Consider the following 25,384-nt stretch of genomic DNA (forward strand, 5'->3'; position numbering starts at 1 on the left):
CTTGACCTCCCGGACGCGGACTCGGCCCCGGCACTCAGCTCCGGTCGACGAGGCCGAGGACGGGTCGCAGAGCTTCCGGCCGCCGGTCCACGGGCAGAGGGTCGACGAAGTGGACCGTACAGCCGAGCGCGGCGGCGCCGGCGTCCGCGTGCCGGTCGTCGCCGACCATCAGGATGTCCTCCGGAGAGACGCCGAGCTCCTCGCAGGCGAGCGCGAACAGGCGGGCGTCGGGCTTCTGGATCTCGTGCTCGTACGACAGGGCGTACGCGTCGACGTACGCGTCCAGGCCGTGGTCGCGGAAGACGGGCCGCAGATCCCAGCCGATGTTGCTGATCACGGCGACGCCGACACCCCGTTCACGGAGCCCGCCGAGCGCCTCGGCCGCGTCGGGGTAGGGGGCCCAGGCCTCCGGTCGCATATGGCGTTCGTACAGGGCGTCGTGCAGGAGTGGATCGGGCAGCGTGATCTCGCGCGAGAGGGCGGTGAACGCGGCGCGGTGCTGTGCGGCGCTGCGGTCGCGCCGGGCCCACAACTCGGCGAGACGCTCGGGAACGACCTCGGGTCGCGCGCCGCCCGGCAGCGCGCCGGCTCGCTCCAGAGCGGCCACGAGCCGCTCGAACTCGGCGGCAGGAAGCGGTACCTGCGCCTCCTGAAGCACGGCCCGCAGCCAGGCTTCGGTGGACTCGCTACGGAACAGGGTCCCGGAGAAGTCGAAGAGCACGCCCTTGATCGTCATCCAGGGATCCTCCGCGACGCCCGAGCGCCGGTCAAGTGCGCTCGGATGCGGGGGTGTTGGGCGATACCGGGCGTCGTGCGGGGGAGCGGCGGGTCCCGGCTTCGTCAGGGCGTTTCGGTCGGGCGAGTGCCTGGGCGAGTACCCGGGCGGTACGCGTACGTGGCGATCGCGAGGGCGACCGTCAGCGCGCCGAGGAGCCAGCCGCCGACGACGTCCGAGGGCCAGTGGACGCCGTTCCAGATGCGGGTCACGCCGACCCCGACGACGGAGACCACGGCGAGTGCGACTGCCGTGCGCCACGCGGCGGGACCGACGCCGTACACGCGCAGCAGCCACAGGAGGAGGCCGCAGACCACCGTCGCCGTCATGGCGTGCCCCGAGGGGAACGCCGCGAAGTGCGCGGAGTCCACCGGGTCCGGCCACGTCGGGCGCGGCTTGTCGACCGCCGCCTTGAGGCCCTGCTGAACCACCGTGCCCACCGCGCAGGTGACCGCGAGCCACAGGGCGAGCCAGTGCGCCCCGCGGAAGGCGAGCCACAGCACGGCCGTGGTGATCAGGGCGCGCATCGTCCACGGGTCCCACACCCAGTCGGTCAGGATGCGGCTCGCGTGGGTGAGGCCGTCGTTCGCCACGGCCCAGCGGTGCGTGGTGCGCGCGATGTCGCCGTCGACGGTGCCGAGCGGGCCCCACTCCAGCTCGACCAGGATGATCAGCAGGAGCGCGGGGACGCACAGCAGCCCGGCGACGAGCGGGGCGCGGGGCCTTCGCGGTCGGGACGGGCGGGGCGGACCGGGCGGTGAGTCGAGCGGTGCGGCGGGGTGCATGGGGAAATCCTCGTTGATGGACGGTGCCGGAGGCCATCCCGGGGTGCGGTCCCGCGGTGCGAACCTCGGTCCGGGCCGAGGCTCGCACCGGCCTCCGGCGGTGGGTGCTTACCCCGGTGCGTGAGGCTCCGGGGGCCTCGGTGTGAGGGGCGGCGGTGCATCGGATTCTGGTGGTAGGCGGTGTACCCCGTTATGCACAGCTAAGGCAGGCAAGTTTCGAGGGCGGCTATGTACTGGCCTCCGGTGGTGTGCCCCGGCAGCCCGGCAGCCTCAGCCCGAGGCGGTCGCGTGCGGCCCCCGGAGGCGGCGCGCCGTTTACCCCAGTGCGTGCAAACCCGGGACGAACGTCACCAGTAGCGGGACCACCGGGACCAGCGCCGCGGCGGCCGTCAGGCGCAGTCGCCGACCCGCGGTGAGCCGGGGGCGGGCCGCGAGGAGCCTGTGTACTCGCTGCGGTACGTGTGCCTGCGGCGTCGGGCAGGGGCCGAAGACGCCGCGGTCCTCGTTGAGCTCGACCAGCGCCAGGGCGATCGTGAGCCGTCCGAAGCGCCGCGAGGCCACGTCGTCGGCGGCCAACTCGACCAGGCGGTGCATCTCGTCCCGGAACGCGGCGAAGACAGGCACCTGCGGGAACCCCGTGGCCAGCGCGCCCGAGCAGTGCAGGAGCCAGTCGTGCCGTGCCTGCGCGTGCCCCTGCTCATGGGCGAGCACCGCATCCAGCTGACGGCCCTTCAGGCGCTGCAACGCGGCCGTGGTGATGACCAGTTGCGGCGCCGCCCCCGGCAGCCACCAGGCGTCGGGGCGTTCCCCCTCCAGGACGACGAGACGGTCGGCGCCGGGCTCCTCGCCGGGCAACAGTGGTGCGCGCAGGAGGAGTTCGGCGCGTCCCTTGCGGCGCCTCGACCGAGCACGGGCGATCTCCCGGGTCAGCATTGCCGCGGTCCACACCCCGCCGAGGGCCAGCGCCACGGCCGTCGCGGGAGCCCAGGACCCGCCCGCCCCGAGGGCGTACGCCTCGACGACGTCGTGCGGGGCGGGAGCGAAGACATGGCCGCGCACGGCCTGCCACGCGGCGGCGGCACTCAGGGTCATCGACAGCGCGCAGCACATGAGCACGCCCGCCACGACGCACTGCCACGCCCACAGCGCGACCACCGGTTCACGCTCCGGCCAGTCGGCGCGTGCGAGGAGGCGCGGGGCGACGACGGCGGTGAGGGCGCCCAGCAGCAACAGCGCAACGGGGAGCAACATGCGTCAAGACTATGAGGGCGGCGCTGTCGGAGGGTATGGCCTATCGCCTCAAGTGACGCACGCCACGGCCGATCGCGGGTTATCGCCCCCTACGGCGCAGGGGCTCCGCGGCTCGCCAGCTCGGCGGCCTCGCGGCCCGGCGGCTCCCGTGGCCTCTGCGCCTGGGTGCCCCACGAACCCCCTAGAGCGTCAGCAGCATCGCGATCATGGCCATCCCCATCGCCAGCCTGCACGCCATCGCCAGTTCCGTCCGGTCGGCCCACCCCGTGACCGCCCCGCCACCGCCACCGCTACCGCCCCCGTCCGCCGTCGCGAGCGTCGGTACGGGCAAGAGGCGGGCCCCCGACCACAGCACGTACCCGGCGAAGTACAGCAGCAGGACTCCGGTCAGCACCGGAGCGCCACCGCCACCGCCTCCACCGCCGTGGCCCGCGTGCGCGGCGGGTGTCGCGGTCATGGCCACCGCCATGTAGGCCATGGCGCCGGCGCCGACCAGGTGGTGCAGGTGGTGCCGATTAAGGCGGGCGGCCCAGAGCGCGCGCAGCGCAGCCGCGCCGAACACGGCCGCGTACCCCAGCCAGGCCCACCGTGGCGGGGCGAGGACGGCCGCGGGCAGGGCCATCAACGCCATCCCGAACCCCATGAGCGCCTCGCCGCCCGCCGCCCTGCGCTGTGCCTCGACCCTGCTGCGCATCCGCAGCAGGCAGTAGGACCCGGTCGCCGCGCACAGCGCGACGAGCAGCCAGCCGGCCTGCGCCGGTCCGTGCACCGCGCACCTCCCCGATCGACGGTGTCGTCGGGTCGATGCCCTCGCACGGGTCTTCGTATGCGAGCGCACGGGTGTACGCGGGGAGCGCGAAGGGGGCGGAAGGTGCGGGCGAAATGATTTCCGAGTAAAACACTTGCTAATGTTCTAGCCATGAGCAGTAGCAGCACACCGCCACCTCCCCCCGACCCATCCGGCCCATCCGACCCATCCGGCCCATCCGGCCCATCCGGCCCATCCGGTACGTCCAGCCCGTCCCGTTCCTCCAGCCACTCCAACCCCCTCCGCGTCCGTCGCCTCCCGCTCGCCGGTGTGCTGCGTCCGGGCAAGCCGTCCGACATCTGGTTCAAGCCCGCGTCGAGCGTGGTCGTCGCCACCGCGATACCGAATCTGACGCTCCTCGCGCTCGGCCGCCTCGACCTCGTCATGTACACGATGGCGGGCTCGTTCTGCGCCCTCTACACCCACAACCTCCCGTACGCCGCGCGGGGCCGCGCCCTGGCCGGAGTCGTGCTTGGCATGCTCGCCGGCGTCGGCATCGCGATGGTGGCCGCCTCGCTGACCTCGTCGGCGGCGGTGCTCGTGGCGGTCGGCGCGCTGCTCGCCGCCGCTCAGAAGACGCTCTGCGACGCCACCCGCATCGGCCCGCCCGGCCACCTCATCTTCACATTCATCAGCTCCGCCACGCTGTTCGCGCCGCAGGCCATCGAACAGGTCCCCGGCCACCTCGCCCTGACGCTCGGCGCGGGGGCCGTGGCCTGGCTGGTCGGCATGGCCCCCGCCCTGGTCCGCCCGCACGGCCCCGAACGCCGGGCCGCCGCGCGGGCCCTGCGGGCGGCGGCCGCGTACGTCGAGGCCGCGGGCCCCGGCCGTGAGCGCGCCCGCCCCGCTGCGGCAGCGGCCGTCCACGCGGCGTGGCAGTCACTGCTCGCCGCCGGTGCCCGCACCGCGGCACGCCGCGCCCTGGAGCGCCTGGTCATCCGCGCCGAGGAAGCCCTGGCGGCGCCGTCCGCCGCGGACCCCGCGCAGCTGCGTTCCTGGGCGGCAGGTTTGCGCGGCACGGGAGCGGTGCCGCGCCCCGGCGGCGTACGAGATGCTGCGGACGACGAACTCCTAGGGGTAGAGGTGGAGTTGGCGGCTGCGCAGTCGGACAGGGTCTCCCTGTGGCGGCGCATCGGCCCCGGATCACCCCTGCTGCCCATCGCGCTGCGCACGGCGGTCGGCTGCGCGCTCGCGGGTTACGCGTCGCTGGCCCTGGGCGTGGGCCGCCCCTACTGGGCGCTGGTCACGGCGGCGTCCCTCTACCAGGCCAACGTCACGCTCACCTGGAACAGAGGAGTGCAGCGCGTGGTCGGCAACCTCGTCGGAGTACTCGCCTTCGCCGCGATCGCCCCGCTGGCCCACCTCAGCCACGCCGCGCTGATCGTCTGCTGCCTGGCGCTCGCCTTCGGGGCGGAGGCGCTGATCGGCCGCAACTACTGGCTGGGCAGTGTGTGCGTCACGCCGATGGCGCTCCTCGTCACCGAGTTCGCACGGTTCCAGGCGCCCGGAGAGCTGATGCTCGACCGGGTCGTGGACACGCTCGTCGGCGCGCTGCTCGGCGTCGTCGCGGCGATCGCGGTCACCAACCGGCGCGCCGCCGACCACATCGAGCTGGCCATCGACGCCACGGACCGGGCCCGCGCCCAGGCCGAACAGGCCCTGGCGGCCCCGCTCCCCACCCCCGGTACCCTGCGCCCGGCGCGCCGCGGCCTGACCGCCGCGCTCGTGGACCTGCGAACCGCCCGCGACGCGGCGGCGGGCGAATGGTGGCAGCGCGCCCTGCCGGAGCAGCGGGTGCTGGCCGCCGAGCAGGCCGGACACCGTACGCTCGCGGCGACGGTACGAGGCCTGGAGCACGGCGAACGCGTACGGGCGTGATGAGCCGGGTGACGAGAAGGGGCGAGGACAGGAGCACATGAGGAACCACACCGACGGCCCCACGCCAAGGAAAGCCGCGCCCCCGGGGGGCAGCTCCGCGGCGGGCTCCGGCGCGGCCGACGCCCCCCGCGACACCGTCGCCGCCGTCGTGCGGCAGTGGCACGCCGTGCGGCCGGACATCGACACCGGGCCGATGGAGGTCATCGGTCGTATCAACCGGTGCGCGGCCCTGCTGCAGCAGGCCGAGGATGCGCCGTTGCGCCGGGTCGGCCTGACCCGGCCCGAGTTCGATCTGCTCGGGGCGCTGCGCCGCACCGGTCACGAACTGACCCCGGGCGAACTGGCCCGCGAGACGTTCTCCTCGGGCGCCGCCGTCACCAAGCGCCTCAAGCAGTTGCAGGAGCGGGACTTGGTCGACCGGCGCGTGGACACCCGTGACCGCCGTGTCTCGCACGTCGGCCTGACCGACGCCGGCCGCGACCTGGTCGACTCGATCCTGCCCGACCAACTCGCCTACGAGACCGTGGTCCTCGCGGGGCTCGACGAGGACGGCCAGGGCCAACTCAGCGCGCTGCTGGGGGATTTGCTGGGGCAGCTGGAGGGACGGCTCGGGCTGTCGCCCGGGTTCGGGGGGACTCGCCGGGGTGCCGCGGGTGAGGACGCTCTCCCCTGACGGTTCTTGTTACCCCTGTTGACGGTTCCTGTCACAGCCGTCGCCTACGCCCAGGCCTCCGAGTTCGAGCGGTGGGCCCGCGCCGTCGGAGTCGCCGAGGCTGGGACGCGGTCGACAGCCGTCACGCGCCCTCGGTGCGACGCTCCCCGCCCCCTCCGTTCGACCCTCCCCAAGGAGCCTCCGTATGCCCCCCACAGCCGAAGCCGGCGGCGAGCAGGGTCCGCCCGACCCCGCGGCCTCGCCCCTCGACGGCCTCCCCAGCCTCCGCGGCGTGGCCCGCCCCTCCCTCTGGCTGCTTCTCGTCCCCGTCCTTCTCTACGGCGCCGCCCCGTTCGTCGCCAACCGCATCGAGCCGCGCGTCCTGGGCGTCCCTTTCCTCCTGGCCTGGGTCATCGCCGCCACGGTGGTCAGCCCGCTGGTCATCTGGCTCGCCGCCCGGCTCGACCCGGCCTACCGCACGGGCGCCGTCGAACCGCTTCCAGGTGACGATGACGAGGGAGGCCGCCGATGAACGGCTCAGCAGCCGTCGCCACCACCATCTTCGGGCTCGCCATGGTCGCCACCATCGGGATCGGCCTGTGGAGCGCCCGTGGCCGGTCCAAGGGCCTCGCCGAGTGGTCAGTCTCCAGCCGCGGACTCGGCGTCCTGTTCATCTGGCTGCTCATGGCCGGCGAGACGTACACGAGCTTCTCGTTCCTCGGCACGGCGGGCTGGTCGTACTCCTTCGGCGCGCCGATCCTCTACCTCGTCGCCTACCTGACCGTCGGCTTCGCCGTCGCGTACGTCGTCGGGCCCGCCCTGTGGACGTACGCGAGCCGGCACAACCTCATCTCCATCGCGGACATCGCCGAATTCCGGTTCCGCTCACGGCCGGTGGGGATTCTCGTCGCCGTCGTCGCGACCGTCTTCATCGTCCCCTACATCCAGGTGCAGATTCAGGGCATGGGCGTCGTCGTGAACGCGATGACGTACGGCAGTGTCGATCTGAAGGTGGCCGCCGTCATCTCCTTCGTCGTGGCCGAGGTGTTCATCCTCGTGTCCGGGCTGCGCGGTTCGGCGTGGGTCAGCGCGCTCAAGGACATGCTGGTGATCGTCGCCGTCGTGTTCCTCGCCGTGTACATCCCGATGCACTACCTCGGCGGTTTCGGCGACTTCATGCAGCGCATGGTGACCGAGAAGCCCGAGTGGCTGACCTTCCCCGGGCACGAGTCCGGCGGGCGCAACGCCATGTGGTTCCTGAGCACCGTGGTGCTCAACGCCGTGACGATCACCATCTTCCCGACCACCGTCGCGGGCTACCTCAGCGCGAAGAGCCCGAACGCGCTGCGCCGCAACGCGCTGCTCCTGCCCTGGTACCAACTCCTCCTGTTCGTACCGATGGTGGTGGGCGCGACGGCCCTGTTCGTGATGCCGACCCTGGGCAACCCCGACCTGGCGCTCTTCAGCCTCGTCACCGATTCGCTGCCCTCGCCCGTCGTCGCGCTCATCGGCGTCGCGGGGGCGCTGTCGGCGATCGTGCCGATGAGCGTCTTCATGCTCTCCATCGGCACGCTGTGGGGACGCACGGTACTCGGCGGCGGGAACGGAGCCGACCCGCGAGCGCGCCGCCGCCCGCCGGGCAAGGCCGGGGACGCGAACGACATGCGGGCCAAGCGGCTCTCCCAACTGGTCTGCGTCATCGCAGGTCTGATCGCCCTCGGCGGCAGCCTCTTCTACCCCAACACCCTCGTGGAGCTCTCCGTCCTGTCGTACGAGGGTCTGGCGCAGCTGGTGCCTGTCGTGCTCCTCGCCCTGTACTGGCGGCGGTTGACCGCGCGGGCCGCCGTCGCCGGGATGCTCACCGGGCTCGTGGTGATGACCGCGCTGTGGGCCACCGACAACGACCCGTACCACGGGGTGAACGGTGGCATCATCGCCCTCGCGGCCAACATCGCCGTACTGCTCGCGGTCGTCCGGATCGCGCCTGGTCCCGGGCCGGTCGGGGCCCCTGCCGCCAAACCGTCTGCACCGGACGAGAGTTCGGCGGACGCCACTGCGAAGTCCTGAAGGAGCCCCGATGACGGAGAGCGACAGTTTCGAGGTGCCGGGGCTCGACGATCCCGTCGAGATCCGGATCGACCAGTGGGGCGTCCCGCATCTGTACGCCGCGTCCCAGGACGACCTCTTCCTGGCCCAGGGCTTCAACGCGGCCCGTGACCGCCTCTTCCAGCTCGACCTGTGGCGGCGCCGCGGACTCGGTCTGCTCGCCGAGGCGCTGGGGGAGCGGTACGCCGAACACGACCGCGCGGCACGGCTGTTCCTCTACCGCGGCGACATGGCCGAGGAGTGGCGGGCGTACGGCGACGACACGGAGCGGGTGACGACGTCCTTCGTCGACGGCATCAACGCCTACGTGTCGCTGTGCCGCACGGATGCGACCCAACTCCCACCCGAATTCGCCCTCTTGGGGTACGAGCCCGACTACTGGCAGCCGTCCGACGTGGCCCGCATCCGCAGCCACGGCCTCCAGTACAACCTCCGCGACGAAGTCGCCCGAGCGCTCACCCTGCGCGACCACGGCCCCGAGGCGGAGGAGCTGCGCCGCCGTCGCGAGCCCGCCCCGCACGAACTGCGCGTCCCCGAGGGCCTCGACCTGTCCGTCATCCCCGCCGACGTCCTGCGTGTGTATGAGATGGCCACCACGCCCCCGTGGGCTGCGGACGCGGCGCCCCGCCAGGGCCTCGACGGCTCCAACAACTGGGTCATCGCCCCGTCCCGCACCGCCACCGGGCGCCCCCTCCTGGCCAATGACCCGCACCGCGGGATCGCCCTGCCCGCGCTGCGTTACCTCGCGCACCTCTCGGCGCCCGGTATCGACGCCATCGGAGCGGGCGAACCGGCCCTGCCCGGCATCTCCATCGGCCACAACGGCCACGTCGCGTTCGGCCTGACGATCTTCCCGATCGACCAGGATGACCTGTACGTCTACCGCACCAACCCGGCGAACCCGCACGAGTACTGGTACGAGGACCGCTGGGAGCCGATGACACACGTATCGGAATCGATCCCGGTGCGCGACGGCGACGCGGTCCGGGCCGACCTGTGGTTCACCCGCCACGGTCCGGTGATCCGCGAACTCCCGGAGCGCAACGCCGCGTTCGCGGTCCGCGCGGCCTGGCTCGGCCCCGGCATGGCCCCCTACCTGGGCAGCATGGACTACATGCGGGCCGCGACCCCCGACGCGTTCGTGGCGGCGATGGGCCGCTGGGGAGCGCCCGGCGAGAACCAGGTCTACGCGGCCCCCGACGGCACGATCGGCTGGCGCCCCGCCGGACGGGTCCCCGTCCGCCCCGGCTGGGACGGCACGCTCCCGGTACCGGGCGACGGCCGCTACGAATGGGACGGCTTCCTGGACGTCGAGGAACTGCCCTCGGTCCGCGACCCGGCGGAGGGCTGGTTCGCCACGGCCAACCAACTCAACCTGCCGCCGACGTACCCGAATGCGGAGAAGACGGTGACGTACGACTGGTACGCACCGACCCGCCACGACCGCATCACGGAGGAACTGACCGCACACACGGCGTGGACCGTCGAGGACTGCGTACGCCTACAGACGGACTACGTAAGCCTGCCGGCGCGACGGATACAGCGACTGCTCGCGGAGTTGGCGGACGCAGATACCCCGCCCCCTGCCGCGACGCCCTCCGGGGGCCGTCTCCCCGCCGCTCTCGCGATCCTTCGCGCATGGGACGCCCGGCTCACCGTCGACTCGCCCGGTGCCGCCCTCTTCGAGGTCTGGTACCGGCGGCATCTGCGGCCCGCACTCCTGGCGCGGGCCCTTGAGCGGGTCGTGGGCGAGGAGCGGCGGGAGCGGGCGCTGGCGCGGGTTCTGCCCGTTGAGGATGCCGCTGCGGACCCCCGCGTCGATCTGGAGCTCCTCGACCGTGACCCGGATCCCGAACTGCTGCTCTGCACGCTCTCCGCGGCCGTCGACGAACTCGCCGGGCTCCTGGGGGTCGATCCGGACGCCTGGTCGTGGGGCGCCCTCCATCACGCCCACCCGCACCACCCCATCGCCGCCCTGTTCGACGGGCCCGCACCGGAGTGGACATCCGTGGGGCCGGTTCCGCGCGGCGGCAGCGGCGACACCGTCGGCGCCGCCGCCTACGGGGCCGGGTTCCGGCAGACCGCGGGGGCCACCTTCCGGGTCGTCGTGGACGTCGGCTCCTGGGACGACTCCGTGGCGATGAACTCGCCGGGCCAGTCCGGCGTTCCGGGCAGCCCGCACTACGACGACCTGTTCGCGAGCTGGGCCGCCGACGGCTCCTTCCCGCTCCTCTACTCGCGCGAGGCGGTGGAGAAGCACACGCGGCGGACCATCACGCTGCGGCCGCCCGCGGCGACGGCTCAGGCCGCCGACCCGAAGGGCAGGTAGTCCACCTCGTACCCGAAGCAACGGGGGCCGGTCAGCGCGAGGCCTGCCGGAGTGGTCCAGCGCGGATCGCAGCGGGCGGTGAAGACGCTGACACGCAGGCCGTAGCGCAGGCCCTCCGTGGTCACCGGGTCACCGGTCTCGCTGTCCAGGACACAGATCAGGTCGGGCGTGGTCGCCACGGGCGCCCCGTCGCGCGTGGCCATCAAGTGCTCGTTCTGGAAGCCCAGTTCGAGCACCCGGCCCGCCTCGCCCCGCGTCCCTTCGACGCGGGCGTGACCGCGCGCGAAGCCGCCCTCCGTGCGGCGGCTCACGTCGGTCACCTTGCCCGTCAAAAGGGGGACACCGTGCAGCATCGCCCGCGCCGCCGCCACCGGATCGCCGTGCGCGGCGCGCGCCTCGCGTACCACCGCGCCGAGCCGTCCGGCGAGCGTCAGCGTCGCGGGGACAAGACCGTCGGCGAGCTGATCGCCGCGCAGCACCGTGTCGGCGCAGCTGATCTGGCAGCCGAGCTCCACGCACACCGCGCGGGCGATCCGCTCGGCCGCGTGATTGTCGACGGCCTCGACGACGACGGTGTTGCCCTTGTCGTCCGCGAGCGCCATCGGCGAGTTGCTGATCCCGGCGAGTCCGGGCAGCACCATCTGCGCCTCGGGGAAGGCCCGCCCCATCGCGTCCCCGTCCACGAGCGGAAGCCCGGTCTGCGCGGCGCACGCGATCGGCAGCATCGAGTTGACCCCGCCGACCTCCAGCGGCGTGAGATGCGTGGCCCGGCGCCCCAAGTGGCGCTCCAGGGCCCGCAGCGCCGCCAGGTTCTCGCGCCCGCTCGGTACCCGCTCCAGGAGGACGGTGGGCGCGCCCATGCCGGAGATGGGGACCACGGTCGCGTCGGCGGCGACCTCGTCGATACGGGCGACCCGCACCGGACCGTGCGCGCGGATCGCCTCGCGGGCCAGCAGCTTGCCGATGTAGGGGTCGCCGCCCCCACCCGTGCCGAGGATGCCCGCGCCCCGCGCGATGTCGTCGAGGTTGTCGAGCGTGATCTCACGCACGGAACGCCGCCCCCACGCCGGGCACGGTGGCCTTGTGCCCGACGCCGGGCGCGGTGACCTCTCCCAGACGCCCCAGGTCCAGATCGCCGACGGCCTTGACGCGGATGCGCGTCGCGCCGCCGGGCAGATAGGCGAGCGGCACCTCCTCGATGTCGACGACGCGTACGCTGCCGGGCCGCGCCCCGGCATCCAGCGCACGCCCGACGGCCTCCTCGCGAGCCCCGGCGAGCACCGTGTCCCGGTGGCCTTCGGGTACGCGGAAAACCCGGTCGACCTCACCGCCGACCTGCGCGATCGCCGCACCCACCGCGTTGGCCACGTCGAAGTGACCCGGCCTGCGGACATCGGCGAAGCCGGGCAGCACCTGAGGCACGAGGACGGAACCGCCCCCGACAGCGACCACCGGCAGCGCCGCCGCCGACGTCCGCATCCGGTCCACGCCTTCGGCGATCCGCTCGGCGACGCGGTCCAGGGCGCGCCGGGTGAACTCGCGCCCCAGATGGGCGACATGGGAACCGTCCCCGATGTCCGCGCGCCCCGCGGCCACCGCGAGGTCCGTCGCCGTGAGCCGCGTGCCGCCGAACACGAGAGCTTCCTCCCTGAGTCGGTAGCCCACCGACCGGGGCCCCGTCTCACCGTCACGCGACACCAGGGACCCGCCCCCGATGCCGAGCGAAAGGACCTCAGGGATACGGAAGTTGACGCGGATCCCCGCGGCCTCGCTCTCACCCGCGGTCTCGCGCGGAAACCCCCCGGTGAGGACCCCGATGTCGGCCGTGGTGCCGCCCACGTCCACGACCGCGCAGTCACCCAGCCCGGAGAGGAGCGCCGCGCCCCGCATCGAGTTGGTCGGCCCTGAAGCGAACGTCGCGACGGGGTAGGCGCGCGCGAAGTCCACGTCCATCAGCGTTCCGTCGTTCTGCGAGAGAAAGAAAGGCGCCGTGATCGACATCTCGGCCAGCGCCTTGCCGAACGACTCGACGATGACCGTCGCCAGGTCCCGCAGCGACGCGTTGATGATCGTGGCGTTCTCCCGGGCGAGCAGCCCGACCCGCCCGAGATCGTGCGAGAGCGAGAAGTGCACGCCCTCGCCCAGTTCCCGCCGCAGGATCTCGGCGGCGCGCCACTCGTCCGCCTCCGCGACCGGCGAGAACACCGAGGACACGGCGACCGAGGTGAGACCGCGCGCGTGGATGTCGGCGGCCGTCCGCCGCAGCTCGTCCGGGTCGAGCGGTGACAGGGGCCGTCCGTCGAATTCCCTGCCGCCGTGGCAGAGATAGCCGTGGCCGCCGAGAGCCGCCCGCTGCCGCGCCGGCCAGTCCGCCATGGGTGGCAGGGCGGCAGTGGCGGGCAGACCGAGACGTACGGCGGCCACGGGAGTGAGCCGGTCGCCCTCGATGAGCGCGTTGAGGAAGTGCGTGGTGCCGATCATCACCGCGGTGACGGATTCGACGGGCGGTGCGAGGGCCTGGATCGCCGCGGTGACGCCGGAGGTGATGTCGGGGGTGGTCGGTGACTTGGTGGCCGCGAGCACGCGGTCGTCGTGCCCGAGGAGGGCGGCGTCGGTGTTGGTCCCACCGACGTCGATGCCGATACGCATGGTGGTGGAGTCCTTCGTGTGGCGAGGGGCGAGTGATGCGTAGTACGGACGTGGCGCGCGTCGCGATCAACCAGGCGGTGAGACGGCGGATTCCGGGGCGTCTCCGGGTCATCTGACGGCGGCATCGACCTTCGGACGAGGGCCGAGGCGCTCCGGAGCCCTGAATATCGGCCCTTTCGCCATCACACCAAGGATCTCGGCTCATCGCGGCGGCGCCTACCCCACCACTGGGTCGACGCCGATCCGTACGGGCTCAGGACGCACGAAGGCCGGTGCTCGCGGAAAGCGAGCACCGGCCTTCGTGCGTGAACTCTTCGACCGGTTACGGGAACAGCGGCTTCTCCGGGGCCATCGAACGCCCCGCCACCTCCGACGTCATCCGCGCGTGGATCTCCTCCGGCGAGAGGTAGACGTCCGTCTTCTCGAAGTCGGCGAGCGTGGCCGGGCGTTGGGACTGGAACCCGGTGCGTACGTAGTCGTCGCCGGCGAGCGCGTTGAGCCCCCAGTTCGCCGCCGTGCGGAAGCGCGCGGTGACGGTGCGCAGTGCCCCCAGGTGGTAGCCACGCGCGACGATCTGAGCGGGCAGGCCGGACAACTGCACACCCAGCGGCTTCGACACGGCCTGGATGCCGCCCAGGTCCACGACCAGGCCCATGTCCTTGTGCCGGTAGGCGGCCAGGGGCGCGCCCCGCAGCGCGGCGATGACGTTCTTCGCGGCGGCCCAGCCCTGGCGCATCGCGTGCTGAGCGGTCGGCGGGCAGATCGCGTCGTCGCCCTTGGCGAGGTCGGGGACGGCCGCCGCGTCGCCGAGCGCGAACACGCCGTCCATGCCCGGCACCGTCAGCTGCGGGGTGACGACGAGGCGCCCCTTGTTCGTCTCGGAGCCCAGCGTGGCGATGAGCGGGCTCGGCGCGACACCCGCGGTCCAGATCAGCGTCCGGCAGGGCAGCTCGCGCCCGTCGGTGAGGGTGACGGTGTCCTCGGTCACCTTGTCCACCGTCACGCCGAGCGACACCTCGAGGCCACGGCGGCGCACGATGTCCAGGGCCTTTTCCCCGAGCCGGTCGCCCAGTTCGGGCATCAGCTTCGGTGCCACGTCGACCAGATGCCACTTGATCTGCGACGGGTCGAGCCCCGGGTAGCGCTTGACGGCGGCGCTCGTCAGACGGTGCAGATACGCCGCCGTCTCCGTCCCCGCGTATCCGCCACCGACGACCACGAACTGCAGTCGGGACTCACGCTCGGCCCGGTCCGAGCTCGCCGCCGCCAGGTCGAGCTGCGAGATCACGTGGTCGCGGATCCAGGCGGCCTCGGCCAGCGTCTTCACGCCGACGGCGTACCGGTCGACTCCGGGAATGTCGAACTGCCGGGTCACGCTGCCCGGGGTCAGGACGAGGTAGTCGTAGCGCTCCACGACCTCCTCGCCGTTGATCTTGCGTACGATCACGGCCTTCGCGTTCGGGTCCACGCCGATGGCCCCGCCCGGCACGATCGCCGTACGGCGCAGCATGCGGCGCAGCGGGACCGCGACCGACTGCGGGGTCAGCACCCCCGAGGCGACATGGGGGAGCAGGGGCAAGTACAGCTGATGGTCCTGCGGGCTGATGAGCCGCAGTTCGGCGTCCTGCGCCTTGAGCGTCCGCTCCAGCTTGTGCGCGCACTCCATACCGGCGAAACCGCCGCCGATGATCAGAATCCGGGGACGTTGCATACGAGATCGCTCCAGGGTTGGGCGAGGGGTCCGGTCAATCCTCCGACGAGGGGCGCCCCCGCGCACGTCGGGTGCGCCGGGCGAGGAGCCCGAGTACCCCCGAACCGCCGGACGATTGCACCAGAACCGTCGGATCAGCCGCCTGCCCCGGCGAGCCGGAGATAGTCCCACGGATCGTGCGCGTTGAGCACGGTGAACTCGTCCGTACGGGTGGCGATGTCCCGCAGCCGCGCCTGATTGGCGACCCGCAGCTCGCCGTCGACCTGGGCGTCCAGCTGGACGATGTCCATCAGGGGCTGTGAGTGCGGGGCGTCCCGCGCGATCTCACGGTGGTAGAAGTACGCGTCCCCGGCATGCACCAGCCACCGCCCGCGGTCCCGCACCGCCACGGCCGCGTGCCCGGCACTGTGCCCGCCGAGCGGCACGATCAGGAACTCATCGCCGAGCCCGGCCAGTTGGCGGACCCCGGAGAATCCGGCCCACTCCTCGCCCACGTTCTCCTCGTACGTCTCCCAGCGCGGGCCGTGTGCCCAGTGGGCGGGCCGGTAGCGACGGCTAGGGGCCTGTGCCAGGGCCGCGGTCAGCTCGGCGGCCCTGACGTGGACGCGCGCCTCGGGGAAGTCCGGCAGACCACCGCTGTGGTCGACATCCAGGTGGGTGAGCGCGATGTGCCGTACGTCGGATGCCGCGTACCCAAGACGCTCGACCTGGGACAGGGCGGTCTCGGCGAAGTCCAGCTCAGGGGCGGCGAGTTCGGTCCACTCCGGATCGAGCGAGGCGTGGGGAGTGCGCACGTCGTCCCGTCCGAGCCCGCTCTCCACGAGCACGAGACCATCCGTGTCGGTCTCCACCAACAGGCAGTGGCACACGGCGTGCAGCGGCGGCGGTCCGCCGTAGGTGGGCTCGATCTTCATCATGGACCCGCAGTTGAGGTGATGGACCTTCACGCGTTCCTCCCCGTGCTCCGCGCGACGACCGAGCCCACGCGCCGGGCCACGGACGTGATGACCGTGGTGTCGCGCCGCACCTGTGCGAGAAGAAGGGCACCCTGCAACGACGACATCACGAGCTCGGCCAGCTCGGGGGCCTCCTCATCGGCGGCTCCCCACCCCCGCAGCGCCTCCGTGAGCCCCGACAGCCAAGCGTCATAGGTGACCTGGCAGACATCGCTGATGGGCCCCTCGCCCCCGGCCTGCTCCAGTGCGACGGTGGCGACGGGGCAGCCGTCCCGGAAGCCGGACTCGCGCAGTCCTTGCGCGAGCAACTCGCCGACCCCGTGGACGGCGGCCTCCGCCCCGCCGGCCGAGGCCATGACGGAGGCCATGCGCGCGCCCATCTCGCCCCCGGCGAGCGCCACGGCCTCGGCGGCCAACTGCTCCTTGCCCTGCGGAAAGTGGAAGTACAGCGACCCCTTGGGGGCACCACTCTCCGCGAGCACCTGATTGAGGCCCGTCGCGCCATAGCCCTGCCGCTGGAACAGATCGGCGGCGGTGCGCAGGATGCGGGCGCGGGTATCTCCCCGTGTCTTGGTCACCCACGAGACTCTAGACCGACCGGTCTACAGACCACAAGAGGTCAGGGGACAGGGCCCCCGGCCAGCACCACCAGACCCCCAGGTCCCGCCAAATCCCCAGGTCCCACCCGACCCGCCAGGTCCCGTCAGATCCCCGGCCGGTACCGGATGGGATGGTCCGCCGGCACCTCGACGAGGACGATCTTGACGCCGTCGGGGTCCACGATCCACATCTCGACAAGCCCCCAGGGCTCCTTCACCGGCTCCCGCACCACCTCGACGCCCCGCGCGAGCAGCTCCGTGTGCGCCGCCGCCACGTCCGCCACCTGGAGCCAGAGCTGGAGGCCGGGCGCCGGCGGGGTCTGCGACCGGCCGGAGACCTCGAGTTGGCCGCCGCCCAGGAAGTAGACCGTGCCGCGCTCGGGGCCCGTACCGAACTCGCGGTAGACGGCGAGGCCCAGCGCATCGCCGTAGAACGCCCGTGAGCGCTCGGGGTCGGTGGGACGGAGGAGGATCCTGCTGCTCAGTACATGCACCATGCAGCCGCACCTTAGTGGGGGGTTACGCTCGACGGTGCCTCGCCCACGCCGCGCCCGACAGCGGTGGGCCAGAGAGATCGGAGAACCCGCCCCATGGACACCGCCCCGCGCCCCAGCACGAGCGACCTCACCTTCCGGGACGCCACCGACGCGGACGTCGACGCGCTCGTCTCGCTCATCGAGTCGGCCTACCGCGGTGACTCGAGCCGGGCAGGCTGGACCACGGAGGCGGACATCCTTCAGGGGCAGCGGACCGACCCGCAGGGCGTCGTCGATGTCATCAAGTCCCCCGCGAGCAAGCTGCTCTCAGTGGAGCGCGGCGGCGAGATCATCGCCTGTTGCCAGCTCGAACACCGCGGGGAGCACGCCTACTTCGGGATGTTCGCGGTGAGCCCTGCGCTCCAGGGCGCCGGCGTCGGCAAGGTGATCATGGCGGAGGCCGAGCGGACCGTTCAGGAGGCCTGGGGCGTGAAGGAGATGCACATGACCGTGATCTCCGTACGCCACGATCTCATCGCCTGGTACGAGCGGCGCGGCTACCGCCGTACGGGAAAGATGACCCCCTTCCCGTACGGCGACGAGCGGTTCGGCATTCCGCAGCGGGACGACCTGCAGTTCGAGCTGCTCGTCAAGCCCCTCGGTTGAGCCGGGACCCGGTCACGCCGTGAAGCGGCCCGTCCGCTTGATCTCCGGATAGTCCGTGGTCGCCCCGTCCAGCTGCAGCGCGCGCACGAGCCGCAGATCGTCCTGCGTGTTCACGACCCAGCCGATGATCCGCAGGTCCGCTTTTTTGGCACGCTCGACGATCTCCAGGGTCAGCCGCCTGATGTTCAGGACGAGGGTGGTGGCGCCGGCCGCCGTGGCGCGCTCCACGACGTCGGTGCCGTAGCGGCTCGCGACGAGCGCGGTGCGTACGCCAGGGACGAGTCGGGCGATCTCGGCGATCGCCTCGTCGTGGAAGGAGATCACCTCGACGCGGCCGACCAGGTCGCGCCGGTGCATCACCTCGGCGAGGGCGCGGGCGGCGGCCACATCCTTGATCTCGGCCTGCAACGGCGCCTTCACCGCGTCGAGGACCTCTTCGAAGACGGGGATGCGCTCACCGCGCCCCGCGTCGAGCTCCCGCAGCTCGGCCAGGGTCTTCTCGGCGATCGGTCCCTTGCCGTCGGTCGTACGGGCCACGTCGGCGTCGTGCATGACGACGAGGGCGCCGTCCTTGCTCAGATGCAGATCGAGCTCGATGAGATCCAGGCCCGCGGCTTGCGCGGCGATGAAGGACCGAAGGGTGTTCTCGGGTTCGACACCCATGACCCCGCGGTGACCGATGGTGAGGAAGTTCAAGGTTCACTCGCTTCCGTCGACGGCGGCTCGATGACCACGCGGCGAACACAGGGGGTGCCACGCGGCAAGGTCGCAGCCTAACGGCCCGCCTCCACGAAGGAACCGCCCGTACGGGGGCGCCCGGGGGAATCGGAGTCGTCCGCTCTGCTTCCCACGATGCCGAGCAGGAGCCCGGTGATGACGGCGGCGACAAGGACGGCGCGGGTGGTCACAGGTGCACTGCTCCATACGGCGGGGTCGGCTGACCCCGCCCGTCCTACCGGCCGCGGACCCCGCACCGCGAGCCACGTCACCCGTGGGTGGGCGAGTCCTCGGCACGTTGACCGGCAGGAGCCGAGGGGTCCGTTTCCGCCCGCCCGGCGGGCGTGGGCGGTGCCATCTCCGTGAGATCGGCGAGCATCGCCTCCGCGAGCCCGATCTCCGCCTCCAGTCGCCGCCCGCTCCAGCGGAGCGCGATCAGCGGATGTGTCCAGGCCGTCTCACTCTCCGCGCGGGCCAGCGCGTCGCGCACCTCCTTCAGCTCGCCCCGCGTGTGCGCGATGTGCTCGCTCACGAGGGCCCGCAGGTGATCCGGCGCCGCGAGGTGCCCGAGCCAGACCCGCAGGAGCAGCGGGTGCTTCAGGACGGCGGGCCCCGCGTCCCCGGCGCCGCCCGCCCATCCGACCAGCGCCGCACGGCCCTCGGCGGTGATGGCGTACGACCGTTTCGTACGCGGTTCGTCGGGTCCCGAGCGGCGCGAGGTCGCATACCCGAGCGCTTCGAGGCGCCGCAGTTCGGCGTAGATCTGGCTGATGGCGGGGGACCAGTAGAAGTGGCGCAGGGAAGCGTCCGCCCACTTCTTCAGTTCGTACCCCGTGCGCTCGCCGGGGAAGGAGAGCAGGCCGAGCACGGCCCACGCGGTCGGCGGCAGTTCGGTGGGCCGCTGCGGTGAGGTCGGACGGGGGGCTGCCATATGACTGATTGAAGTGAACGTCACATCGTCCGCGCAAGATGTGTGCGGTGGGGAGGGCGTGCGCGGGTATAGGGGGTTCATGAGTGATCTTCCGACGTCGCACATCCGCAGACTGCTCGGCGCCACCGACCGGCTGGCGTTCCACCGTGTGGCAGCGCGCTCCTGGCCTGCGGCGCAGCCCGTGCTGCCGCGCCTGAGCCGCAGTGCCGACCACGGGCTGCTGTGGTTCGGCATCGCCGCGGGGATGTGGGCGTTCGGCGGTGCGCGCGGGAGGCGTGCGGCGGTGCGCGGTGTGGCCTCGCTGGCCCTCGCGTCGGCCACGGTCAACACGCTGGGCAAGAGCGCGGTGCGCCGCTCCCGGCCGGTTCTCGACACGGTGCCGGTCATAAGGCATCTCTCGCAGCAGCCGATCACCAGCTCCTTCCCCTCCGGACACTCCGCTTCGGCCGCGGCCTTCGCCACGGGCGTGGCCCTGGAGTCGCGGGGGATGGGCGCGGCCGTGGCCCCGGTCGCGGCGTCGGTCGCCTTCTCCCGCGTCTACACCGGTGTGCACTACCCCAGCGATGTCCTGGTCGGCGCGGCCCTCGGCGTGGGCGCCGCCTACGCGGTGCGCGGCATGGTGCCCTCCAGGTCACAGCTGCCGCCGCCCGCGCGGCCCCGGACGGACGCGCCCGCGCTGCCGGACGGCGACGGCCTCGTCGTGGTGGTGAACCCCTCCTCCGGGGCCCAGCCCCAGCTCATGGACCCCGTCCGGCAGTTGAAGACGGCCCTGCCCCGCGCCGAAGTCGTCCTCTACGAGGAGGAAGCGGGCCCGCTGCCCAAGGTCCTCGCCGAAGCGGCCAGGGACGCGGCACGGCGCGGCGGGGTCTTCGGCGTGTGCGGGGGAGACGGCACGGTGAACGCCGCCGTGACAGCGGCCCTGCGCTTCGACGTGCCCCTGATGGTGCTGCCCGGCGGGACGTTCAACCACTTCGCCGCCGACCTGGGCGTGGACACCGTCGCGGACGCCTGCATCGCCCTCGCCGAGGGCAGCGCCGTACGGGCCGACGTCGGCCGGGTCAAGCCCCTTGCCGGCGTCGGCCCTGACGGCAGGACCCACTCCGAGCCGGTGTACTTCCTGAACACGTTCAGCCTCGGCGCCTACCCCGAGCTCGTACGCATCAGGGAGGAGTGGTCCCCGAAGATCGGCGGCCCGCCCGCGGCCCTGCTCGGCGTCGCCCAGATCGTGCACACGGGACGGCCGCTGAGCGCGGTGGTGAACGGCAAGGCCCGCTCGATGTGGCTGCTCTTCGCGGGCAACGGCGCCTACCGCAGCACCGGCATCGCCCCCGTGCGCAGGCACGACCTGGCCGACGGGCTGCTCGACGTCCGCATCGCGAGCGGCGGCCGCTTCGCGCGCACCCGCCTCCTTGCCGCGGCGGTGGTCGGCCAGCTGACCAAGACCCGCCTGTACGCCTCCGCGAAGGCCCAGCGACTGGTCATCTCCGGCCTGCCCGAGGGCACACAGATGGCGTACGACGGCGAACTCGCCCCTGCGCCCGCCGCACTGCTCCTCGACAAGCTCCCCGAAGCGCTCACCGTGTACCGGCCCACCCTCGACTGACCGCGCGGCGGCCCCGGAGGCGTTACGCCAAGCGGAGCACTCGGAGTGCGCGCGGGGCCCGCCGCCAGTGTGCTGGCCTTCATGGGCTACCACATAGACAGCCCGCGCGAAGCGGGCAGCACACGACGCGACGTACTGAGCACCGCGGCGGTCCTCATGGCCGGCGGCGCCCTCACGGTGGCGGGACCAGCGCCGCACGCCGCCGCCGAGACCGACGGCGGCTGCGGCATCGGCTACGACGGGGAGTTCGAGGAAGCCCTCGCCGAGGCCGACGAGGCGGTCCCCGAGAACCGCGCGCTCGCCCCGGACAAACCCCGCGGCAAGTTCACTCTGCCGGTCCGCCGGCGCTTCAAGGTCTCCGCCCGCTACGGAGTACGCGGCAACTGGGCCGCCGGCCACCACACCGGCATCGACCTCGCCGTCCCCACGGGCACGCCGGTGCACGCCGTCGGCGCAGGCACCGTGGTCCTCGCCCGCTGGTCGGGTGCGTACGGCAAGGCGGTGACGGTGCGGCTGCGGGACGGGCACTACGCCGTGTACGGGCACTTGTCCCGCATCTCCGTGCGCCAAGGGTCCCGCGTCGGCACCGGCGACCGGCTCGGCAGCAGCGGGGCCACGGGCCGGGCCACGGGGCCCCACCTCCACCTGGAGATCCGGGCCAAGCGCGGCTACGGATCGGACATCAATCCGGTGCGGTATCTCGCGAAGCGGGGCGCCCAGTTGTTGTGAGGGTGTGGGCCAGGTGTGCGGTCCGGGTGGGGACGTCGACCGTGTAGGTGTCGACCGTCATGGCACGCTCGGAGACCTTCAGGACCATGAACCCCACGTCGGAGAAGTTCTGCCAGGCGGCAGGGTGGTCGAAGTGGGCCCTGCCGTCACCGGACTTGGCCGCGGCCCCGCAGACGATCTGACGGGTGCCCGCCGTGCGGGTCGTGGGCTCCAGGATCTGGAGGGTGTGGTCGTGCCCGGACAGGATCAGGTCGGCCCTGCCGCACACCACCTCTTCGTACAGCTCCTTGAGATGGATCCCGCTCGTGTAGTGGCCGATGACGAACCCGTCGTACGAACCGGCGCTCCCGTGCTTCCCGTTGTTCAGGTACGGGTGGTGGCCGAGCACCACCTTCCAGCGGGCCCGGGATGCGGCGAGCGCGGAGTCGAGCCAGGCACGCTGCTCGCGCATGTAGGGGCCGTCCCACCGGTAGTGGCGCGAGGTCTGGGCGACGGTCGACGCGACGGGGTTGGTGTCGAGCGCGAAGAACTCCACCACCGGGTCGCCGCCTGCCGGGTCGTCAAAGGACGGCAGGGCGACGTTGTAGTAGCGGCTCGGCATGTACCAGCGCGGCGATGTGGCCGCGTAGGAGACCTCGCGGTCGCCCCGCGAGGGGTCACCGCCGCTGCCCGGGATCAGACCCGAACAGTCGTGGTTGCCCAGGACCATGAGCCACGGGACGTCGATGCCGGTGTTGGGCGTCTCGAACTTCTCCCGGAACTCGGAGTCGTGGGCGGACTCGGGCCCGTTCTCGTAGATGTTGTCGCCCAGGCCGACGGCCAGCGAGATGCCCTCGTCGCGGCAGACCCGCCGGGCGGCCTCGGTCACGGCGAGCTGCTCCTCGCCGCCGGTGCCCGCGTCCCCGGTGACCAGGGCGGCGAACTCCCCCTGCTGGTTGGGAGCTTCGGGGAAGGGGAACTTGGCGGCACCCTGCGCCGCCGTGGCCTGCCGGGCGCCGTACGGAAGGACGGCGAGGGCGGCCCCGGCCGCGGCGCCGCCCAGCAGCGTGCGCCGGTGCAGCGTGAGCGCCTGCGGCCCCCACGTGGCCTCGATGTCCCGGGCGAGCGACTCGTCGGCCCGCAGCCACTGCTTCTCGGTCAAGTCCGCCCTGGGCGGTATCAGTTCGTCATCGCACACCCGAGGGTTCTCCCATACCGGTGCGGACAGAGGAAGACGATCAGGCGAATTACCGGTGGAGATTACGGTGGGCGGGTCCCACGCGCCACGCACAAGGAGACCGCCGCACATGCCCGATGAGCCCCGCCCCGCGTCCCCCCTGCTCGGCATGAAGGTCGTCGACCTCTCGAAGATCCTCGCCGGTCCCTACGTCACCATGTCCCTCGCCGACCTGGGCGCGGACGTCATCAAGGTCGAGCACCCCGAGGGCGGCGACCCGACCCGGGCCTGGGGCCCGCCCTTCAACGGCCCCGACGCCACGTACTACCTGGCGGCGAATCGCAACAAGCGCTCGGTGACCCTGGACCTCAAGTCCCCCGCGGGGCAGGAGGCCGTCCACCGCATGCTCGCCGACGCCGACGTGATGGTGGAGAACTTCCGCCCCGGCAGCTCCCTGGCCGAGGTCTTCGACTACCGCACCCTCAGCGAGCGCTACCCCCGCCTGGTCCTGCTCCACATATCGGCGTTCGGCGACACGGGTCCGCTGCGCGACGAGCCCGGGTACGACATGGTGGCCCAGGCGAGCGCGGGCCTGATGTCCCTCACGGGCGAGGCGGAAGGCCCGCCCGTCAAGGCCGGGTACGCGATGGGCGACCTGGGCGCCGCGCTCTTCGGCCTCATCGGCGTCACATCGGCCCTCGTCGAACGCGAACGCACGGGACGCGGCCAGTACGTCACCACCTCCCTGTACGAGTCGCAGCTCGCCCTGCACATCAACTGGGCCACCGGCTACTTCGCCACGGGGGAGCGGCCCACCCGCCTCGGGTCCGGCCACCCCAGCCTCGTCCCGTACCAGGCCTACTCCGCATCCGACGGCCACTTCGTGATCGCGGTCGGCAGCGACGGCCTCTTCCGGCGTCTGAGCGAGTCACTCGGCCACCCGCAGTGGGCCGACGACCCGCGCTTCGCCACCAACCGGGCCCGCGTCACGCACCGCAAGGCCCTCAACGCCAAGCTGGAAGCGGTCCTCGTCGACGAGACGGTGGCCCACTGGTGCGCGCTGCTCAAGGCGCGCGGCGTCCCCGTCGCCCCCATCCGCGCCCTCGACGAGGTCTACGCCTGCCCGCAGACCGAGGCGCTCGGCATGGTCCAGAAGGTCGACCACCCCGACGTGGGCCCGCTCCAGCAGGTCGCCTTCCCCGTCAGTTTCCGCGGCGAACGCCCCGCCGTACGCACCGCGCCGCCCACCCTCGGCCTGCACAGCAGGGACGTACTGGCCGAACTCGGCTACGACGACGCGGACATCGACCGGCTGCTCGGCCACCCGGGATGACCCCGCCGAGGCTCAGCCGCCGAGCCGGTGCAGCGCGGCGCCCACCAGCGTCCGTACGCCCGGCAGCAGGACCGAGAGGTCCGGGGCGAACAGAGAGCTGTGGTTACCGGGGACCGCGGTGATCTTCGCGCCGAGTTTCTCACCCGGGGCGGCGTCCCAGACGGCCTGCGGTGTGGAGGCCACGAACCAGAAGTCGTAGGGCACCCCGGTGGGCACGAGGAGCGAGAAGTCCTCGCTGCCCATCGCGGGCCCGAAGTCGAACACACCCTGCGCGCCCAAGAGTTCGCGATGCAGGGCGGCGATCTCCGCGTCCAGCGCCGCGTCGTTGACCGTGGCAGGGAAGCTCGCCCCGGTGTTCACCTCGGGCTCCGTCGGACACCCTGCGGCCAGGCACTCTCCCTCGACGATCCGGCGGACGGCGGACAGGACCCGCTCGCGCACGTGCGCGTCCTGCGTCCGCAGGTTCAGCCCGAGCCGGGCCTCCGAGGGGATGATGTTGGGCCGCTGCCCGGCGTTGAACTGCCCCGTGGTCAGCACCACCGCCTCCGAAGCGGCCACCTCACGCGAGACGACGCTCTGCAGCCGCGTGACGATGTACGCGGCCGTCACCACCGGGTCGACGGTGGCCTCGGGCCGCGAACCGTGGCCGCCGACCCCGGGCACCACGACATGCAGGTCGTCGGCGGCCGACATGATCAGGCCGGGGGTGTGGGAGACCAGGCCCGCGGGGCCGGGGGCGGCATGCTGGCCGAAGACGGCGTCGGGGCGGGGGAAGCGCGTGTGCAGCCCGTCGGAGACCATCGCGCGCGCTCCGTCGCCCCCTTCCTCGGCGGGCTGCCCGATCACCACGAGGGTGCCCGACCAGGCTTCCCGTCCTGCCGCCAGCGCCTCGGCGGCGAACGCCAGCCAGGTGACGTGCATGTCGTGGCCGCAGGCGTGCATGACGCCGTCGACGGTGGAGGCATAGGCGAGGCCCGTGGTCTCCGTGACCGGCAGGGCGTCCATGTCGCCGCGCAGCCACACCACGGGCCCCTCACCGTTCTCCAGGACGCCCACGACGCCGGTGGAGCCGACTCCGTCCGTCACCGCGTACCCGGCGCTCCGCAGCCGCTCGGCGAGAATCCCGGCCGTGCGGTGCTCCTGGAAGGAGAGCTCGGGATGGCGGTGCAGGTCCTGGTACAGCTCCTCGAGGTCACGCGTCTTCAACCCTGAGGTGAGGTCCAGGGCCAGGCTCGCTGCGGTGGCTGCGGTGGGCATGCGGCGGCTCCTTGCGG

Annotated in this window: 24 protein-coding genes; 9 read left to right on the forward strand and 15 right to left on the reverse strand. The window is 72.4% G+C overall.

From position 1 onward, the window contains the following. Positions 1 to 34: 34 nt before the first annotated feature. From ACIBCK_RS07290 to ACIBCK_RS07305, 4 genes are all read right to left on the reverse strand, one after another. On the reverse strand, positions 35 to 736 hold the full coding sequence (locus tag ACIBCK_RS07290; RefSeq protein WP_399387582.1) for an HAD family hydrolase: 702 nt from the start codon (positions 734 to 736) through the stop codon (positions 35 to 37). 104 nt (positions 737 to 840) lie between these two features. Further along, positions 841 to 1,560, reverse strand: coding sequence for a phosphatase PAP2 family protein (locus ACIBCK_RS07295; protein ID WP_399387584.1), 720 nt, complete (start codon positions 1,558 to 1,560; stop codon positions 841 to 843). 315 nt (positions 1,561 to 1,875) lie between these two features. Then, positions 1,876 to 2,811, reverse strand: a complete 936-nt coding sequence (locus ACIBCK_RS07300; RefSeq protein ID WP_399387586.1) for a M56 family metallopeptidase — start codon at positions 2,809 to 2,811, stop codon at positions 1,876 to 1,878. A gap of 181 nt (positions 2,812 to 2,992) precedes the next feature. Beyond that, positions 2,993 to 3,580 carry a DUF5134 domain-containing protein gene (locus tag ACIBCK_RS07305; RefSeq protein WP_399387588.1) on the reverse strand — a complete coding sequence of 196 codons (588 nt, stop codon included), beginning with the start codon at positions 3,578 to 3,580 and terminating at the stop codon, positions 2,993 to 2,995. Between the two features lie 309 nt (positions 3,581 to 3,889). On the opposite strand from ACIBCK_RS07305, the gene ACIBCK_RS07310 reads away from it, so the two are divergent. From ACIBCK_RS07310 to ACIBCK_RS07330, 5 genes are all read left to right on the forward strand, one after another. After that, complete coding sequence (locus ACIBCK_RS07310; RefSeq protein WP_399387590.1) at positions 3,890 to 5,497, forward strand: FUSC family protein; 1,608 nt, start codon at positions 3,890 to 3,892, stop codon at positions 5,495 to 5,497. A gap of 37 nt (positions 5,498 to 5,534) precedes the next feature. After that, on the forward strand, positions 5,535 to 6,170 hold the full coding sequence (locus ACIBCK_RS07315; protein ID WP_399387592.1) for a MarR family winged helix-turn-helix transcriptional regulator: 636 nt from the start codon (positions 5,535 to 5,537) through the stop codon (positions 6,168 to 6,170). A gap of 184 nt (positions 6,171 to 6,354) precedes the next feature. Then, on the forward strand, positions 6,355 to 6,681 hold the full coding sequence (locus ACIBCK_RS07320; protein ID WP_399387594.1) for a DUF3311 domain-containing protein: 327 nt from the start codon (positions 6,355 to 6,357) through the stop codon (positions 6,679 to 6,681). Continuing rightward, positions 6,678 to 8,216, forward strand: coding sequence for a sodium:solute symporter (locus ACIBCK_RS07325; protein WP_399387596.1), 1,539 nt, complete (start codon positions 6,678 to 6,680; stop codon positions 8,214 to 8,216). Before ACIBCK_RS07320 ends, ACIBCK_RS07325 begins: the two co-directional genes overlap by 4 nt. A gap of 10 nt (positions 8,217 to 8,226) precedes the next feature. Next, positions 8,227 to 10,584: a penicillin acylase family protein gene (locus ACIBCK_RS07330; protein WP_399387598.1), complete on the forward strand. Its 2,358-nt coding sequence runs from the start codon at positions 8,227 to 8,229 to the stop codon at positions 10,582 to 10,584. Here ACIBCK_RS07330 and ACIBCK_RS07335 read toward each other — a convergent pair. The 6 genes from ACIBCK_RS07335 to ACIBCK_RS07360 form a co-directional block, all read right to left on the reverse strand. After that, positions 10,557 to 11,633, reverse strand: a complete 1,077-nt coding sequence (locus tag ACIBCK_RS07335) for a DUF917 domain-containing protein (protein ID WP_399387599.1) — start codon at positions 11,631 to 11,633, stop codon at positions 10,557 to 10,559. The two genes, ACIBCK_RS07330 and ACIBCK_RS07335, sit on opposite strands and share 28 nt — an antisense overlap. Next, positions 11,626 to 13,233 carry a hydantoinase/oxoprolinase N-terminal domain-containing protein gene (locus ACIBCK_RS07340; RefSeq protein ID WP_399387601.1) on the reverse strand — a complete coding sequence of 536 codons (1,608 nt, stop codon included), beginning with the start codon at positions 13,231 to 13,233 and terminating at the stop codon, positions 11,626 to 11,628. Before ACIBCK_RS07340 ends, ACIBCK_RS07335 begins: the two co-directional genes overlap by 8 nt. Before the next feature lie 322 nt (positions 13,234 to 13,555). After that, on the reverse strand, positions 13,556 to 14,944 hold the full coding sequence (locus ACIBCK_RS07345) for an NAD(P)/FAD-dependent oxidoreductase (protein WP_399387603.1): 1,389 nt from the start codon (positions 14,942 to 14,944) through the stop codon (positions 13,556 to 13,558). Positions 14,945 to 15,078: 134 nt separating this feature from the next. After that, a complete protein-coding gene (locus tag ACIBCK_RS07350; protein WP_399387605.1) occupies positions 15,079 to 15,891 on the reverse strand; it encodes an MBL fold metallo-hydrolase in 813 nt (270 codons plus the stop codon). Beyond that, positions 15,888 to 16,478 carry a TetR/AcrR family transcriptional regulator gene (locus tag ACIBCK_RS07355; RefSeq protein ID WP_399387606.1) on the reverse strand — a complete coding sequence of 197 codons (591 nt, stop codon included), beginning with the start codon at positions 16,476 to 16,478 and terminating at the stop codon, positions 15,888 to 15,890. The genes ACIBCK_RS07350 and ACIBCK_RS07355 overlap by 4 nt, the downstream gene beginning before the upstream one ends. Positions 16,479 to 16,603: 125 nt before the next feature. Next, positions 16,604 to 16,996 carry a VOC family protein gene (locus tag ACIBCK_RS07360; RefSeq protein WP_399387608.1) on the reverse strand — a complete coding sequence of 131 codons (393 nt, stop codon included), beginning with the start codon at positions 16,994 to 16,996 and terminating at the stop codon, positions 16,604 to 16,606. A 93-nt stretch (positions 16,997 to 17,089) separates the two neighbouring features. On the opposite strand from ACIBCK_RS07360, the gene ACIBCK_RS07365 reads away from it, so the two are divergent. After that, positions 17,090 to 17,641, forward strand: a complete 552-nt coding sequence (locus ACIBCK_RS07365) for a GNAT family N-acetyltransferase (RefSeq protein ID WP_399387610.1) — start codon at positions 17,090 to 17,092, stop codon at positions 17,639 to 17,641. A gap of 12 nt (positions 17,642 to 17,653) precedes the next feature. Here the strand turns inward: ACIBCK_RS07365 and ACIBCK_RS07370 are convergent, their stop codons facing one another. The 3 genes from ACIBCK_RS07370 to ACIBCK_RS07380 form a co-directional block, all read right to left on the reverse strand. Beyond that, on the reverse strand, positions 17,654 to 18,337 hold the full coding sequence (locus ACIBCK_RS07370) for a glycerophosphodiester phosphodiesterase (protein ID WP_399387612.1): 684 nt from the start codon (positions 18,335 to 18,337) through the stop codon (positions 17,654 to 17,656). A 77-nt stretch (positions 18,338 to 18,414) separates the two neighbouring features. Continuing rightward, positions 18,415 to 18,549, reverse strand: coding sequence for a hypothetical protein (locus ACIBCK_RS07375; protein WP_399387615.1), 135 nt, complete (start codon positions 18,547 to 18,549; stop codon positions 18,415 to 18,417). A gap of 77 nt (positions 18,550 to 18,626) precedes the next feature. Next, on the reverse strand, positions 18,627 to 19,289 hold the full coding sequence (locus tag ACIBCK_RS07380) for a helix-turn-helix transcriptional regulator (protein ID WP_399387617.1): 663 nt from the start codon (positions 19,287 to 19,289) through the stop codon (positions 18,627 to 18,629). Positions 19,290 to 19,368: 79 nt separating this feature from the next. On the opposite strand from ACIBCK_RS07380, the gene ACIBCK_RS07385 reads away from it, so the two are divergent. Both ACIBCK_RS07385 and ACIBCK_RS07390 read left to right on the forward strand, forming a co-directional pair. Then, entirely contained in the window at positions 19,369 to 20,892 is a 1,524-nt protein-coding gene (locus tag ACIBCK_RS07385; protein WP_399387618.1) for a bifunctional phosphatase PAP2/diacylglycerol kinase family protein, read from the forward strand. A gap of 81 nt (positions 20,893 to 20,973) precedes the next feature. Next, positions 20,974 to 21,621: a M23 family metallopeptidase gene (locus ACIBCK_RS07390; RefSeq protein ID WP_399387619.1), complete on the forward strand. Its 648-nt coding sequence runs from the start codon at positions 20,974 to 20,976 to the stop codon at positions 21,619 to 21,621. On the opposite strand, the gene ACIBCK_RS07395 is transcribed toward ACIBCK_RS07390, so the two are convergent. Further along, the gene (locus ACIBCK_RS07395; RefSeq protein WP_399387621.1) at positions 21,575 to 22,798 is read right to left on the reverse strand and encodes a metallophosphoesterase; all 1,224 of its coding nucleotides are present in this window, start codon (positions 22,796 to 22,798) and stop codon (positions 21,575 to 21,577) included. The two genes, ACIBCK_RS07390 and ACIBCK_RS07395, sit on opposite strands and share 47 nt — an antisense overlap. A 109-nt stretch (positions 22,799 to 22,907) precedes the next feature. Between ACIBCK_RS07395 and ACIBCK_RS07400 the strand changes: the two genes are divergently transcribed. After that, on the forward strand, positions 22,908 to 24,110 hold the full coding sequence (locus ACIBCK_RS07400) for a CaiB/BaiF CoA transferase family protein (RefSeq protein ID WP_399387623.1): 1,203 nt from the start codon (positions 22,908 to 22,910) through the stop codon (positions 24,108 to 24,110). A 12-nt stretch (positions 24,111 to 24,122) separates the two neighbouring features. Here the strand turns inward: ACIBCK_RS07400 and ACIBCK_RS07405 are convergent, their stop codons facing one another. Beyond that, positions 24,123 to 25,367 (reverse strand): amidohydrolase, encoded by a 1,245-nt coding sequence (locus ACIBCK_RS07405; protein ID WP_399387625.1) that lies wholly within the window; start codon positions 25,365 to 25,367, stop codon positions 24,123 to 24,125. Positions 25,368 to 25,384 lie beyond the last annotated feature (17 nt).

The organism is Streptomyces sp. NPDC051218, assembly GCF_044455475.1.
Lineage (GTDB): Bacteria > Actinomycetota > Actinomycetes > Streptomycetales > Streptomycetaceae > Streptomyces.

Coding starts and splice junctions, on each gene's coding strand:
- ACIBCK_RS07290 (WP_399387582.1), bottom strand. CDS start 736: ATGACGATCAAGGGCGTGCTCTTCGACTTCTCCGGGACCCTGTTCCGT.
- ACIBCK_RS07295 (WP_399387584.1), bottom strand. CDS start 1,560: ATGCACCCCGCCGCACCGCTCGACTCACCGCCCGGTCCGCCCCGCCCG.
- ACIBCK_RS07300 (WP_399387586.1), bottom strand. CDS start 2,811: ATGTTGCTCCCCGTTGCGCTGTTGCTGCTGGGCGCCCTCACCGCCGTC.
- ACIBCK_RS07315 (WP_399387592.1), top strand. CDS start 5,535: ATGAGGAACCACACCGACGGCCCCACGCCAAGGAAAGCCGCGCCCCCG.
- ACIBCK_RS07320 (WP_399387594.1), top strand. CDS start 6,355: ATGCCCCCCACAGCCGAAGCCGGCGGCGAGCAGGGTCCGCCCGACCCC.
- ACIBCK_RS07325 (WP_399387596.1), top strand. CDS start 6,678: ATGAACGGCTCAGCAGCCGTCGCCACCACCATCTTCGGGCTCGCCATG.
- ACIBCK_RS07330 (WP_399387598.1), top strand. CDS start 8,227: ATGACGGAGAGCGACAGTTTCGAGGTGCCGGGGCTCGACGATCCCGTC.
- ACIBCK_RS07340 (WP_399387601.1), bottom strand. CDS start 13,233: ATGCGTATCGGCATCGACGTCGGTGGGACCAACACCGACGCCGCCCTC.
- ACIBCK_RS07345 (WP_399387603.1), bottom strand. CDS start 14,944: ATGCAACGTCCCCGGATTCTGATCATCGGCGGCGGTTTCGCCGGTATG.
- ACIBCK_RS07360 (WP_399387608.1), bottom strand. CDS start 16,996: ATGGTGCATGTACTGAGCAGCAGGATCCTCCTCCGTCCCACCGACCCC.
- ACIBCK_RS07365 (WP_399387610.1), top strand. CDS start 17,090: ATGGACACCGCCCCGCGCCCCAGCACGAGCGACCTCACCTTCCGGGAC.
- ACIBCK_RS07380 (WP_399387617.1), bottom strand. CDS start 19,289: ATGGCAGCCCCCCGTCCGACCTCACCGCAGCGGCCCACCGAACTGCCG.
- ACIBCK_RS07385 (WP_399387618.1), top strand. CDS start 19,369: ATGAGTGATCTTCCGACGTCGCACATCCGCAGACTGCTCGGCGCCACC.
- ACIBCK_RS07390 (WP_399387619.1), top strand. CDS start 20,974: ATGGGCTACCACATAGACAGCCCGCGCGAAGCGGGCAGCACACGACGC.
- ACIBCK_RS07400 (WP_399387623.1), top strand. CDS start 22,908: ATGCCCGATGAGCCCCGCCCCGCGTCCCCCCTGCTCGGCATGAAGGTC.
- ACIBCK_RS07405 (WP_399387625.1), bottom strand. CDS start 25,367: ATGCCCACCGCAGCCACCGCAGCGAGCCTGGCCCTGGACCTCACCTCA.